This is a genomic window from Flavobacterium foetidum, from assembly GCF_004634245.1.
Classification (GTDB): Bacteria; Bacteroidota; Bacteroidia; order Flavobacteriales; family Flavobacteriaceae; genus Flavobacterium; species Flavobacterium foetidum.
In genome coordinates, this window is sequence record NZ_SJTF01000004.1 from 1 (window position 1) to 16,020 (window position 16,020).

The 16,020-nt window shown below is 37.1% G+C and carries 7 protein-coding genes; 1 reads left to right on the plus strand and 6 read right to left on the minus strand.

The window, feature by feature from the left end; translation table 11 throughout:
• The 6 genes from E0W73_RS06610 to E0W73_RS06635 all read right to left on the minus strand — a co-directional run.
• On the minus strand, positions 1–6,083 hold a 6,083-nt coding region (locus E0W73_RS06610; protein ID WP_135221304.1), incomplete at its 3' end, for a DUF11 domain-containing protein.
• Between the two features lie 514 nt (positions 6,084–6,597).
• A complete protein-coding gene (locus tag E0W73_RS06615) occupies positions 6,598–9,141 on the minus strand; it encodes a sodium-translocating pyrophosphatase (protein ID WP_135221305.1) in 2,544 nt (847 codons plus the stop codon).
• 111 nt (positions 9,142–9,252) lie between these two features.
• The gene (locus tag E0W73_RS06620; RefSeq protein ID WP_135221306.1) at positions 9,253–9,783 is read right to left on the minus strand and encodes an inorganic diphosphatase; all 531 of its coding nucleotides are present in this window, start codon (positions 9,781–9,783) and stop codon (positions 9,253–9,255) included.
• 108 nt (positions 9,784–9,891) lie between these two features.
• Positions 9,892–10,491: a DNA-3-methyladenine glycosylase family protein gene (locus E0W73_RS06625; protein WP_135221307.1), complete on the minus strand. Its 600-nt coding sequence runs from the start codon at positions 10,489–10,491 to the stop codon at positions 9,892–9,894.
• Between the two features lie 655 nt (positions 10,492–11,146).
• A complete protein-coding gene (locus tag E0W73_RS06630; protein ID WP_135221308.1) occupies positions 11,147–13,648 on the minus strand; it encodes a DUF5686 and carboxypeptidase-like regulatory domain-containing protein in 2,502 nt (833 codons plus the stop codon).
• 70 nt (positions 13,649–13,718) lie between these two features.
• Positions 13,719–14,696: a pyruvate dehydrogenase complex E1 component subunit beta gene (locus E0W73_RS06635; RefSeq protein ID WP_109191633.1), complete on the minus strand. Its 978-nt coding sequence runs from the start codon at positions 14,694–14,696 to the stop codon at positions 13,719–13,721.
• 501 nt (positions 14,697–15,197) lie between these two features.
• On the opposite strand from E0W73_RS06635, the gene E0W73_RS06640 reads away from it, so the two are divergent.
• Complete coding sequence (locus E0W73_RS06640; RefSeq protein ID WP_135221309.1) at positions 15,198–15,944, plus strand: electron transfer flavoprotein subunit beta/FixA family protein; 747 nt, start codon at positions 15,198–15,200, stop codon at positions 15,942–15,944.
• The last annotated feature ends 76 nt before the right edge of the window (positions 15,945–16,020 follow it).

Below are 16,020 nucleotides of genomic sequence, written 5' to 3' on the forward strand. Positions count from 1 at the left end.
GCACTGCTGGCAACATAAGCCGTATTGGCCGGAATGTTGTCAGATATTGTGATTGACGGAATCGCGACAGTGCCCGTGTTCGTCACTTTAATATGATAGGCCAATACTTCATTCGCCTGCGCTTTGTTGTCACCGCTCGCATCTGTTACAGACTTGAATGCCGTGAACTTAGTCGTTCCATCCGTTGGAATCTCCGTTGGACAGTTAGCCGGATCGGTGCATGACGGATCCGGGTTCCCTGGATTCTCAGGATCTTCAGGCGTGGTCGGAGTTCCGTTTACCGTAGCGATATTCGAAACTTTCAAAATGCCCGTCAAATCTGCCCCAACCTGTACATCAAAGGTGTAGGTTCTTGATGCCCCTACAGCCAATGGTGCTGTATCGCTGAAGGTCACTTTGTTGTTGGTGCTGTCGTAAGAACCGCCCGCACTCGCACTGCTGGCAACATAAGCCGTATTGGCCGGAATGTTGTCAGATATTGTGATTGACGGAATCGCGACAGTGCCCGTATTCTTCACTGTTATATGGTAGGTCAAAATCTCATTCGCCTGAGCTTTTTTGTCTCCGTCTGCATCGGTTACAGTTTTGATCGCTGTGAAAGTTGGTGTTGCGCCACATGTCTCTGGAGCAGCCAACGTAGCATTAACAGTTGACGTAAAAGTACATCCTGTAGAAGTGGTTACATTCACATAATAATTCCCCGCATTTGCAGCTGCAAATGATGCTATCGTTAATGTTGTTTCTGTTGCATCAAGACCTGTTGTTATTGGTGTGGCTGTAGCTGGTGTAGCCCCAAAACTCCATACAATACTTGAGATTGGACCAATTGGCATCACGCTAATTTTAGCTTCTTGTCCTTCACAAACTGCTGGCGATGGCGTTATGGTCAATACATGACTTGTTGCGATATCAAGCATTGAAATTTCTGGTTCAATACTTATACATCCTCCCTTTATTTTAACATTATAATTGCCTACTGCAACATTCTCAAATTGATTAGAATCCTGAGGAGCAGAATAACTTGAGTCTGGAGCGCCTACAGGTTTTATCTGATACGTAAATGGTCCTGTTCCGATAGCATTTACAATCATGGTACCAGTCGTTCCTGTACATACTGCTCCACCTGAGTTATTTTTATCCAGTTCCAGAATAGTATTATTGTCTACTATAGTAATCGTTCTGGTATCTGCATAACCGCATGTTCTATCACCATGAAAATAATCAGGATATAGCCCTATAGTATAAGTTCCTGCAGGCAATTCATAATCTCGTATTCCTGCTGTTTCAGTAGGAAACCTAAATTCAGTTTCGTCTATTTTCATCTGTACAGCTGAAGCTAGACCTGTAGGACCTGTATAACCAGTAGGACCTGAAATAATTTCTACCCATGCACTCGCATATTCACTAGGATTATTTCCTGGAGCTGGATCTGTATTCCATTGATTAAATACATTGCCATTTTCGTCTTTTCCAAACAGGGAACCATAAATACTATGAGTTGTAAAACAACCTGTGAATCCTAATTTATCAAAATCATAAGCCAAAAGAGGAACTTTAGCCTCTAAAGTAATATCTTGTGTTCTACAAGGAGTATCTACTCCATTATCTGCATAGGCAATCTTAATTGTATAGTTTCCTGCAGGAAGATTCTCGAATATAGTTGGGTTTCCATAAATTCCATCGCTCGTGGTCTGTGTAAATTTCTTGCCTATTGTACCTGCTGGTCCGCTTGTAATAGTATAAGTGATTGGAAATGAAGAGGGAGATGTTACTGATGACAAAATACCAGTTACTCTCAAATTCAGACTTTCACCTATAGTACATCCCTGAGACACACTGATACTGGCATTCTGGCTAATTGGTGTATATGTATAACTTGTTCCAGAAACTGTAGAAGCAATAGTATAGGTATGTCCCTCTGCATCTGTAGCTGTTATATCATAGGTTCCCGGAGGCACACCTGTAAGCGGGAATTGTACTTGGCTAGAATCTGTCCATGGTCCAAAAGTATATTCTGTATAAGGAGCATTTACATCCTTAACTTTTATAGGATTTATAGGAAAACAAGGCTTTGTATCCCATTGTACGTTTAAAACCAATCCTCCTGTTGTACACATATCAGTAATTACATCACCTGATACATCTACAGCAATTTTGGGATCATTAATATCAATCCATTCTGAATCAACATAAGCACTTGAACAAGGATTCCATATTTTTACACGATACTTAGTTGGAGTAAACGGAACGTAAATTCCCACTTCTTGGCTTGTTTGTCCCTGAACAATGTCATAACTGCTTGTAACTGCAGGTGTTCCTGAGCTAAATTCCAATTTGTAACTCAATGTAAGTGGATCTACTGTTGTTATTTTAGTAGTACCGTTATATAGTCCTATATGTGGCGTAAGGTGTGCTATGTTTATTGCAAGTTTATCGCAAGTAGTTCCTCTATCAAAATATTTTTCAGGATCCCATATTTTGACATTATCAAAACCGGTATAATCAACGCCAGTAACTTTTATATCATTCTCATTAAGTGTTGTATTACAAGCATCTTTTGCATATACTTTATAGGTTCCCGGAGGCACTCCTGTAAAGGTTACTGTTCCTAAAGAGTTTGTTTGTACTGGCGAGGTATAACCTGTACTTTCAATCCAATATTGTACTGGTGAAGTTCCAAATTTAGAACCATAGCTAATTGTACCATTGCCTGCACATGAAGTACCGTTTGTAACTGATATTGCCGTTAACTGCAACGGTACATAAGATGAAGTAACGGTTACTGGAGCGGATGTTACACCACTTAGTCCAGTAGAAGAATCATAAACTGTAATAGTATAGGTGCCTGGAAATAATCCCACGAATGTGCTCGTAGTAACACCAGAATAAACTGGAAGACCTGTAGTATAATCAGTTAAGGTATATGTTGCTGACGTTCCTACTGTCCAAGAAGTAGTATTGAGTGCAACTGTACAATCTTTTTGGCATGAACCATTTGTTCCCGTAATCGTTACAGTTGGAAATAATGTCGTTATAGTTACTGGTTTAATATCTGTACAACCACCTACAGCAGTTGCTTTTATGTAATACGTTTTATTACTACTAATAGATACAGCACTTGGCGTAGCTACTGGTATAGTACATGCAACATCTTCATAATAATCTAAAGAAACAACATTCGTGCTTCCTGCAGTAATTGTAGAAGCTGTAAGATTTACAGTTGCACCAGCAGTTACTACAGGCGCTGGGTTTGTAATAACCAACGCAGGTGCAGGATTAACTGTTACGGTTATTTTTTGTTTAGGCAATACACAACCGCTTCCAGATGTTCCTTGTACATAATAATCTGTAGTTACTAAAGGGGTCACCATAGGAGTTGCTAATACCGTTGTCTGGTCAGCAGCATAATAAATATAAGACGCAACACCACTTGCAGCATTGGCAAGGTTAACGGTTGTTCCTGCACAAACTGTAGCTGGATTTGTAACCACTAAGTTAAGATCTGTAGCTGCAGTTAATTTAATAGTAGAGGTTACCGTACAGCCTACAGGATTTGTTGCCGTCACTATATAAACACCATTTTTTACTGCTGTAAAATTAGGGATAACCAACTGGTAAAGGTCTGCACCTTGCTGGACAGCACCATCAGGCAATGTCCATTTATAATTGGTAACCGCACCAATAGGTGTTGTGGTTATTGTTGCTGTTGTTCCCGGGCAGATGGTTTGTGCTGCTCCCGAAAATATGGAGGCGTCAGAGCTGGCTACAGTAAGATCCTGTGTGATGGTGTAGCCACATCCATCTGTAACCCTTACCGTGTAGAAACCTATAGGCAACGACGAAAATACATTATTAGTCTGATTGGCACTATAAGTAGCATCTGCTGCTCCTTGTTTTTTATAAGCGTATTTCAAATTGATTCCTGTTGCTACTACAGTCAAATCGCCGTTAGTTGCCGGTGAACAGACTAAACCTCCTGAATGTGGTACATCTATAACTGGTATGGCATAGGGAGCCAGCGTAATGGTTTTACTGTCTGATAAACAAGTTGGGGCAGCTCCAACTGTTCCGTCATACGGAGCAATAGTTATGGTGTATGTACCCGGATTTACACCCGTAAAAGTATAATTTGTACTATTATAAGAGTAAACAGTTCGATCACCATTGCCGCTTCCGTCTGTATTGGTAAGCGTAATCCAAACACCATCCGCTTTATCCGTACGAGCGGCAAGTGGAGCTCCTGTCGTTGCATCTGTATAAGAATACGGAATGTTAACAGCATAAGTTTTACAGTTTGTAACGTTAGTCGGAGTAGTCACATTCCCTAGACGTAATGAACTAACTCTTTGTGTTATATTATAGTTAAAGGTCATTGTTCTACATGAAGATGTACCAGTATCGCCAAAATCAATCTGAATGGTATAGTTACCATAAGGAAGATAAGTACCAAATGGGGCTGTAATTTTTAATGATCCATCAGGGTTTTTATCGGTTGCATTAAGCACTGTAACACTGGTACCTGCCCCAGGTCCAGATATGATTTTATAAGTAACTGGGTAAGGACCATTAGGTATAATATTTTTACCAGATGAGCCGTAAAAACTATATTTTACTCCTGTAAAGTCGCAATTATTGCTATTAGGGTAACTTACAATATTTCCATCAGTTATCATATTAGGTAACGCTAGATCTGGTACAGTCATTTGTTTCGTTACGAAAAGGCCCTTCGCATCTGTCATGGTTATCTCAAGCACATGACCAGAAATGAAACCAGTCGTTTCACTGTTGGATACTGAATAACCAGCTGCAAGCCATTTAGTTGTAAATGTTTTATTAGCCAATACTGTGCCTCCAGCTGTTACATCAACTATTTTTACTGTTATTGGTAAGCAGAGCAACGCATCACTTTGCCATTCTGCATTTGTTCGTATATGATCTATAGGCAGAAAATTACAATTGTCAGCATCTTTATAATAAACTGGAAAATATAAATCATGAAATCCATTATAAGTATATGTGGCAGAAGTCGTAAGGTTTGTGTTACAACCACTTTGAAATTCAAAAACAAAGTCAACATCGTTATTGGTGTTTAATGTGTAGTTGACAGTAGCCGGTTGATCTGAAGCAACCCAGCTTGACCAATTGCCATTTGGTGCTTTTATCCTATACAGCACATCTTTAGGATTTATTTTTAAGACATTACCGGATACGTCTGTTAGGGTGTATTTCCAAAAAGTAGTCCCGGGAACAAAAGAGACTGTAGTTTGATCACAAGTACTATTTTCACTGAAATAAACATCATTACTATTTCTATAACCAGTAATGAGCAATGTTGTAGTTAAGGAAGTTGCTTTTGAAATATCATCATAATCGCTTACTGTTATGCCACTATCGCCGCTTCTTACTTCATTATTACAAGCATCAAGTACCAATACAGAATAGGTTCCAGGAGGCACGCCTGTAAAAACATTTGAGGTCTGCGACGCAAAATCTACAATAAGTGTTCCGGTAGCCTGATTAAGCAAAGAATATTTCAGTGGTGCCTTTCCACCCACTGCGGTTACAGTAATTATTCCCCTCGGGGCACATACAGGTAATGTTGAAAGATTATTACTAACCGATACATTGGTAATATCTAAGTCAATAAAATTATTAGTAATAGTTACTGTTTTGGTAACTGGTGTACCACCAGTGCTACCATCCCATACTTTTACCGTGTAATTACCCGAAGTCAAACCATCAAAGATATTGGATGTCCCCTGAGGAAAAGGTGTTGGTCCATCCAGTTGGTATAAAACTTGACCAGTTGTACCAGCTGTTGCTACTTCGATTCTTCCACCATTTTTACAGCCATCAGTAGTAACATTCAATGTAATAGTAGGTGCTAGAACGGTCTTAGTACTTACAGCTTTATGATGATTTAATAGCCTACTATAGACACTTTCAACACCATTGGTGGTGGTTGTCCATGGCATTGGATTAGTCCAATCTTTCTTACTTGCTGCATGATCATATACAGTTGCTCTGACATTTAGTGAAAACACTAAAAAAAGTGTCAATAATATAGAGTAGCAATTCTTCATAGGATTTAATGATTTATTATTCAATAAGTTGCTAAATTTGAAACAAAGAGTTTTTAATTGGCAAAATTATTTTGAATACAGAGCTTAGAGTAACCCCAAAAAGTTTTTAAAATGTTATTAAAAGCCAAAACGATTTTTAATGTAAGAAATAACCTTAATTATTTTGAATTTGGTGCTTTTCATCGATGTTTTTTAACGGATAAGCAGTAAATAAGGGTTCGATTTTTACCCATTTTATAAGAATAAAAACCATAAATCGAGGAGAAATGGACGGAAAAGACCTAAAAAATGTCAAAATGGGGAATTTTGCATCAACTGTAACTACTTCAATTATTGGTTTTGAACTACAGTTGATTCCAGATTGTCGGTTCTGGATGCGGAGTTTCTTTTGGAAATCCTTCTTTCGTCAGGATCACAAGATTGTGGAGAGAAATATATGCTGTCGGGCATAAAAAAAAACTGCCCGAAAGTACATCTGGGCAGTTTTTAAAATTTTATTTATAAATGTAAGCGCTTATTTCGCCGCTTCGACTTTTGCCAAAACTTCTTCTTCTGTTCCTTCAAAGACTTCTGTGGTTGTTTTACCATTTTCGGTTTTAGTAACACTTCCGATAGTTTTACCGTTTATGTTTTTAACCTCAACACGAACAGATGCTTTTTCATATTTGCTAGTATCAAAACAATCTGTTTTTTGGTATTTTCCCGTGTTATCAAAATGAGCCAAACATTTAGCGGTTTCTTCTTCAGAACAACCTTTTTCTTTACACATTTTAATACATTCTTCTTTTGTCATTCCAGACATATCTCCGCATTTAGAAATTCCCGAATGCATCTCAGTTTTGGCACAACAAGAAGCATTTGCAGCAATATCAGACGGAGCATGCCCCTCTCCTAAAATTGGAGCAATAACCAATCCGATCAAGCAAGTTAGTTTAATTAAGATATTCATTGAAGGCCCAGAAGTATCTTTAAATGGGTCACCCACAGTATCTCCAGTAACGGCAGCTTTATGAGCATCTGAACCTTTGTAGGTCATTTCGCCGTTAATCATAACTCCCGCTTCGAAAGATTTTTTAGCATTATCCCAAGCACCTCCTGCATTGTTCTGAAAAACTGCCCAAAGCACTCCAGAAACGGTAACTCCAGCCATGTATCCTCCAAGCATTTCAGCAATCAACTGATTATTGTGCGGATAAACTAATTTTCCTAAAAGAACAATGGCAATTGGAAAACCAATAGTTAAAATTCCAGGGAGCATCATTTCGCGTAAAGCGGCTTTTGTAGAAATCTCAACACATTTTCCGTATTCTGGCTTTCCTGTTCCTTCCATAATTCCAGCAATTTCTTTGAACTGGCGGCGAACTTCATAAACCATGTCCATTGCAGCTTTTCCAACAGAATTCATGGCTAAAGCAGAGAAAACAACCGGAATCATTCCTCCGACAAATAACATGGCTAAAACTGGCGCTTTAAAAATATTAATTCCGTCAATTCCGGTAAAGGTTACATAAGCCGCAAATAAGGCTAATGAAGTCAAGGCTGCAGATGCAATAGCAAATCCTTTTCCGGTTGCAGCAGTTGTATTTCCAACAGAATCTAAAATATCGGTTCTGGTACGAACTTCTTTTGGTAATTCGCTCATTTCTGCGATTCCACCAGCATTATCAGAAATTGGTCCAAAAGCATCTATTGCCAATTGCATTGCCGTTGTAGCCATCATCGCTGAAGCTGCTAGCGCCACTCCATAAAATCCTGCTAAAACATATGAAATCCAGATTGCGATGGCAAACAATAAAACCGTTGGAAACGTAGAAATCATTCCCGTTGCCAAACCCGCAATCACGTTTGTTCCTGCACCTGTAGACGACTTTTGAACAATAGCCAATACTGGTTTTGTTCCTAATCCTGTATAATATTCTGTTACGGATGAAATAGCTCCACCAACCACTAATCCTACCAGAGTGGCATAAAAAACACGCATTGATGAAATCGCTTTTGAACCTTCTCCAAAGAATGTCATCTGCATTGTTTCTGGCAACATGTACTGCACCAAAAAGAAGCAAGCCACGGCCGTTAAAACAATAGAAACCCAGTTTCCAATATTTAGTGCTTTCTGCACTTGGGCTTCTTTAGCGTTATCATCTGATATTTTTACTAATGTTGTTCCTATAATCGAAAATAAAATTCCGAAACCAGCAATTGCCATTGGAAGTAAAATTGGCCCGATTCCGCCAAAAGCATCATTGATACTTCCGCCCATATCTTTAATGACATAATTTCCAAGAACCATTGCGGCTAGAACTGTTGCCACGTAAGAACCAAATAAATCGGCTCCCATACCTGCAACGTCACCTACATTATCACCCACGTTATCTGCAATTGTAGCAGGATTACGCGGATCATCTTCTGGAATTCCTGCTTCAACTTTACCAACTAAATCCGCGCCAACATCGGCCGCTTTAGTGTAAATTCCGCCTCCAACTCTGGCAAATAGCGCAATGGATTCTGCTCCTAATGAAAAACCAGCTAAAGTTTCTAAAACAACGGTCATGGTATCGGTATCTTTCCAAACTCCGTCAGAAAATAAATTAAAGAAAATGATGAAAAAAGCTGTCAATCCTAAAACTGCTAGACCTGCAACACCTAAGCCCATTACAGTTCCGCCTCCAAAAGATACTTTTAACGCCTGAGGCAGACTTGTACGTGCGGCCTGTGTAGTTCTAACGTTTGTTTTAGTTGCTATTTTCATTCCAATATTTCCGGCATAAGCAGAAAACAAAGCACCAAAAATAAATGCAATTACGATTAATAAATGTGTTTTAACTCCTGGGATAAAAGTAATTCCTGCCAAGGCTAAACTGGCAATAATTACAAATATGGTTAATAGTTTGTATTCGGCTTTTAGGAAGGCTAAGGCTCCTTCATAAATGTAATCTGAAATCTCTTTCATCTTACCGTCTCCAGCGTCTTGTTTTAAAACCCAAGTCCTTTTTATTCCCATGAAAAGTAATCCTAAAACTGCCATAATAATAGGCAGGTAAATCATAAATGCATTCATAATTATTAATGGTTTTGGTTAATAGTCAACAATCTAACTGAAACGAATTTAAACAAAAAAGCAATACTCTTAACGGAGTATTGCTTTTTTTATAAAATAGAGGGGATAAAATTATTTAATGCTAAATAATCCCGCTGGTTTATTTTCAATATCATCAAAACGCTTCGTGCATTCAGCAATAATTTCGTAAGCTTCTTTTACATCTCCCCATCCTTCTACATCTACTTTTTTGTGCTCAAGATCTTTGTAAACCTGGAAGAAATGCTCGATTTCTTTTACCAAGTGAGGGTTGATATCTGAAAGATCGTTTAACGAATTCCAGATTGGATCTGAAACTGGTACGCAAATGATTTTTTCGTCTGGACCTTTGTCATCTGCCATATGGAAAACACCGATTGGCTTAACTTCCATTACACATCCAGGAAAAGTTGGCTCATTTACCAAAACCAATACGTCAAGAGGATCTCCGTCTAAAGCTAAAGTTTCTGGAATAAATCCGTAATCTGCTGGGTACATCATAGAAGAGAACAACATTCTGTCAAAACGCATTCTTTTAATTTCAAAATCGTACTCGTATTTATTTCTGCTTCCTCTTGGTATTTCGATTAATACATCGAAAGTCGTTAATTTGTCTGCGGTCATTTTCGTTTTTTATTGTTTCTATAATTTCGGTTGCAAAAGTAAGTAAAGAATCCTTTTTTACAATAAAAAACAATGTAATATCTGCATTAAGTTTTTAAAAATAAGCCTCTAAAAAGTTATTTTCCTGTTTCGTTTACTTAAATAATGATGCCACAGCAAATAGGTTGCATAAGATCGGTACGGACTCCACTGCTCAGCATGAACTCCCATCTGTTCTTTATCATGAATACCAAATAGTTCTTTTATGGTATTTACAACAGCAATATCGCCAAGCGGAATCAAATCGGGCTCTTGTAGGCAGAACATCAAATAAATGTCAATCGTCCAGTTTCCGATTCCTTTCAATTTAATGAGTTCTTCTCTTACTTCGTTTGAAGTTTTTAGGGCCAATCCTTCAATATCCAATTCTTTACTGAGGACAGCTTCAGCTAAAATTTTAATGTATCTCGTTTTCTGGCGGCTCACGCCCAGACTTCTAAATTCCTCATCAGATAAAACCGCCATCGTTTCAGGATTACAAGTCGTATAGGCTTTTATTTTTAAGAAAGTGGCTTTCGCCGAATCTATAGAAACCTGTTGCTCCAATATAAGCAGTACCAAAGTCTCAAAACCTTGCGGTCGTTTGGGAACTGATGGCAAACCGTATTTTTCGATTATCTCAAGAAATATGGGACTTTTAGACGAAAGAAAATCAATAGCTTCCTGCATGATGATTATTTTAAAGTAATCAAAATTAAGAAAATGTAATTAGTTCTCGCAAATGCGTAAGTTTTAGTTTCACGCAGATTTTGCAGATTTAAGCTGATTTAATTTATTATTCACCTGTCTTAAAATTCAGAAAAAAATTCCCGCAAAGGCGTGAAGGCGCAAAGTTTACCTCTCGCAGATTTTGCAGATAAAGCAGATTATTTAAATCAAATTGATCAGCTTTAATCTTTAAAATCTGTGTGACAATTAATACGAAACAAAACTTAGTGTCGTGGCGTCTTTACGACAACAAAAAAAATCGCAAAGATTTGAAACCTTTGCGACTTTGTTACTTTGGACCTTTGCTGCTTTTAAGAATTCATCGGCTCAGAATCTGTAAAATCTGCGTAAAAATTTAATACCAAACAAAACTTAGCGTCGTGGCGTCTTTGTGGCAACAAAAAAAAATCGCAAAGATTTGAAACCTTTGCGACTTTGTTACTTTGAACCTTTGTAACTTTTAAGAACTCATCAGCTCAGAATCTGTAAAATCTGTGTAAAAATTTAATACCAAACAAAACTTAGCGTCGTGGCGTCTTTGCGGCAACAAAAAAAAATCGCAAAGAGTTGAAACCTTTGCGACTTTGTTACTTTGAACCTTTGCTGCTTTTAAGAATTAAAAATAAAACCCAAAAGATCCTTTAATTGCAAATTTGTGAGCATCTGGCATATCTAAATAATTTCCTCTCCAAGAGAAATCAATTCTAAAGACTTTGAAAATATTTCCAATACCAGCGTGATATTCCCAATATACATTTTCTGGAGCATTATAAGGCAATCCAGATGCATTGATGGCACGGTTAGCATCAGAAATTGTTCCGTGCACCGCTCTAACTCCAACAAATTCCCTCCAATTTAACTTTCTCATAAACGGAACTCTTGCAAACAATCTTCCTCCAAAATCATGATTCCACTGCAGGGTTGTATATTGATCTGTTACGAATTCGTAGAAATTCAAATTGCTGAAGGTATTTTCTATCGTGAAGTAAGTCTGGTTACCCGGAATTACACTCATTAATCCTAACGGAATCGTCCCAAAAGTCTTTCCTGTTTCAATTGTAATATTAGTTCTTCCTAAAGGCCCGATGATGATGGGCTGTCTATAGAAAACCTGAATTTTTTCGTAAGCAAAATCACTATCTAAAACACCTTTTAATCCATAACTGAAGTTTACAAAGAAATGACTAAAAGGGCTGTCTACTAAATCTCTTTCAACTCCATAACCAATCGTTTTGCGATTTGGCATATATTCAAACTGAATATTGGCTTCCGATTGTTTGACATCATTTTTTACAACTCCCATTGGGTTTGTGGCGCTAGGCAATGTGGTATAATAATCCAAACTAAATGTTGGCGAAGCCGATTCTAATGTTCTATAAGAAAATCCCGCTTGAATAATAAAATTCTTTTTAGGCTCCATTTCGATAGAAACGTTGCTCAAATTGATGTTGGTCAGTTTTCCATTGCTCCCCGTTGTAAATAATGCCGACGAAGCAAAACTTCTTCCTAACACATCATTTGTAGTGGTTAAACTGGCGCCGATTTGTTCTATGTCACGTCTGTTTCCTCCAGAAATAATAAGGCGGTTTTTCTTGTCCAACATCCATTTTCCAGAAACACCATATTTAAATTTATGATCATCAAATCCGTATGCCGTATATGCCTGAAGACGCCAAGGATCGTTTGGTCCGAAATAAGTTCGTCCTCCTACTCGTAATCGAAGTCCTTCGACCTCATTGTAGCCAAAGGTCGAAAATATAGGTCCGTAATCAAAATTCTTAAATTCGACATAACCACTTCCTAAAATAGAGACGACATTGTACAGCTGCTTAAATCGCTTGACTGTTTGTAAGGTGTCGAGCATTTTATAAATACCCGCTTCATCTTTATTTAGTTTTTCAAAACGGTTTTCTTCCCAGAATTCGGGCGGTCGGTCATAAACAGCATTATCTATAAAGTTGACTTCTTCTTTATAAAATTTCTCTGGTTTCTGAATATTGAATTTATGATTACGATACAAAGTCGTTCGTTTTCCATAAACTCCTTTCGATTTTTCTTTTTTGTTCAAAGCAAAATCAGACATCATGTAGTCTCGTGTAAGAAGAAAAACTGAATCGTTTTCTACTTCAAATTCTTGTTCGATATAAATGTCTTTTACCCAGTTAATATTGGCGCTTTTAGTAACACCCATATTAATTTTCTTTATTGCAAAAGTGGTATCGTTTACCCAGAAATCTCCTTTAAAGGTCAATTCATTTTTACGTCTCGGGTAAAAAACAATATTATAGCACCATTTTTTGTCAACAAAGGCACTGTCTTTCAGCACATAATTGTAAACATCAATTCCGGTTCTTGAGAGCGGACTTGTAAAACTCTTATCAAAAAACTTGAGGTGATTGTCGTATATGTTATAATCCGAATAAAGGTCTTTGACGAAAGATAAAATTTGCTGGTTTCCGTTAAAACCAGACATTTTATTTCCCGTTAGATTTTCTTTTACTTTCTTTAATTTATTGTCGCCGTAAACATCATAAACCGATTCGTTAATGAAAATCGGAAGATATGTTTTACCCGTAACATCTGAAGTGTCAACATGATCAAAGACAAACTCCATTCCTTTGAAAAGCTTGTTTTTCATGAAAGCACTATCAATGGTATTCATATCAAATTCCACTTTTTCGTACTTCTGCATTTGATATTGATTGAATTGGTAAAGTCCGTTTTTACGTTTTCTTTCCCAAATTTTCCTCAAAATATCTAGCGCCGGATTGTTCTTTTTAGATGTTTTTCCCGTATAAATTACAACCTCATTGAGCGCCTCGGCTTCTCCTAATACAATTTTAAAATTATAATTGACTGCTTTTTCTAAAGGAACTTCTTTATCTGAAAAACCAGCAGAACTTACTATTAAGGCAGTATAATTATTAGGAGATTCTAAATAAAAACGACCGTCTTCATTAGAAACGATTCCAGTATTTGAACCTTTAAAAACTACATTTGCAAAAGGTATCGGCTGATTAGACTTGTCCAAAACAATTCCACTCACTTTCGTTTGTGCAGTAGCAATAGACGCAAATGCGAATACAAGAAATAGGCTGAGTAAAATTATTCTTTTCATTGTCAGGACAAAAAAAAACTTCATCAATTAACTATGAATGATGAAGTTTTGTGAGTATTTTAAATATGTATTATTTGTATAATACTTTTTTAACTGCTTTTACTACATCACCAGCATTAGGCAACCAGTCTTTTAATAATACTGGAGAGTACGGTGCAGGAGTATCTGCAGTTGTAATACGTTGAATTGGCGCATCAAGGAAGTCGAATGCCTGCTCTTGAACAATATAAGAGATTTCTGAAGAAAGGCTGGCAACTGGCCAAGCTTCTTCAAGAATTACTAAACGGTTTGTTTTTTTAACCGATTTTAAGATTGCGTCTTTATCCATTGGACGAACTGTTCTTAAGTCGATAATCTCACAAGAAATTCCTTCTTTAGCTAATTCATCAGCCGCGATAAAAGCTTCTTTGATGATTTTTCCGAAAGAAACGATTGTTACATCTGTTCCTTCACGTTTTACATCAGCAACACCAATTGGAATTGTATATTCTCCGTCTGGCACTTCACCTTTGTCACCGTACATTTGCTCAGACTCCATGAAAATTACAGGATCGTTGTCACGAATCGCAGATTTTAAAAGTCCTTTTGCATCATAAGGAGTTGAAGGAACAATAACTTTAAGACCCGGAGTGTTAGCAAACCAGTTTTCTAAAGCTTGTGAGTGAGTTGCTCCTAATTGACCAGCAGAAGCTGTTGGTCCGCGGAAAACGATAGGCACATTAAACTGTCCTCCTGTCATTTGACGCATTTTAGCAGCGTTGTTAATAATTTGATCAATACCAACTAAACAGAAGTTGAATGTCATATATTCTACAATAGGGCGGTTTCCGTTCATTGCAGAACCAACTGCAATTCCTGAAAAACCAAGCTCAGCAATTGGAGTATCGATTACTCTTTTTTCACCAAACTCAGCAAGCATTCCTTTTGAAGCTTTGTAAGCTCCGTTGTATTCGGCAACCTCTTCTCCCATTAAATATATGGATTCATCGCGACGCATTTCTTCGCTCATCGCTTCACAAATGGCCTCTCTAAATTGTATTGTTCTCATATTTTTTATTGTATGTTGAATTTTCTGAAGAGCAAAAATAAATATTTTAAATAACTTAAAAGCAAAAATTAAATTTAAAATCGCATCAACTTCTTTGCATCTTGAGGTTTTAACTTTTTTATGCTTATTGTGATATTTACGAAATCGATATAATAAGGTATATTACACACTTATTTCAACAAAAAAAATTTTCAGACAAACTTTCCTTTATTTGTTATTTCTTGTTTCTCCTGAAATTGAATCCTTAAAACGCCAAAAATCAAAAAAAAGTATTTTTTAGACAAAAATCAAATCTGCTTCAATGGTTCAAATATTGCAAAATCCCTAACAATCAGACAAAATGAGTGTTTTTTCATTTCTTGATTCCGTTGAAAATCACTCAAAACTATACAATCTGCGAAATCGTAATAGTTTTAAAAAATATTATGCATGCATAGTATAATTATTCCAAATTAAATTCTAAATTTGTAAAAGCATATTATAAATTCAAAATATATACTTATGAAAATACTAGTTTGCATCAGCCATGTGCCTGATACTACTTCAAAAATCAATTTCACCAACGGTGACTCAGAATTTGACACCAACGGCGTACAATATGTAATTAATCCTAACGACGAATTCGGTCTTACACGCGCTATCTGGTTTCAAGAGCAACAAGGAGCAAATGTAACGGTTGTAAACGTTGGAGGTCCTGATACTGAACCAACTTTACGTAAAGCATTGGCTATTGGAGCAAACGAAGCAATTCGCGTTAACGCAAACCCTACAGATGGTTTCTTCGTAGCAAAACAATTGGCAGAAGTAATCAAAAACGGCGGTTACGATTTAGTAATTGCTGGTAAAGAATCTTTAGATTACAATGGAGGAATGGTTCCTGGAATGATTGCCGGAATTTTAGGGTATAATTTCTTAAACTCTTGTACAAATTTAACTGTTGACGGAAACTCTGTAAAAGGGGTTCGCGAAATCGACGGCGGAAAAGAAACTGTAAGCACTACTCTTCCACTAATCATTGGCGCTCAAAAAGGTCTTGTTGAAGAAAAAGATCTTCGTATTCCAAACATGAGAGGAATCATGACTGCAAGAACCAAGGCACTAGCTATTGTTGAGCCGGTTGATGCAGCGGTAAATACAAAAGCAGTGAAATTTGAAAAACCAGCTCCAAAATCGGCAGTAAAATTAATTTCTGCAGATAATTTAGATGAGTTAATCAATTTATTACACAACGAAGCGAAGGTAATCTAGTATTCAGTTATCAGTTTTTAGTGTTCAGTTTTAACTGAATCCAAATATTTTAATAATCCATTTTTTAGTTTTCAGT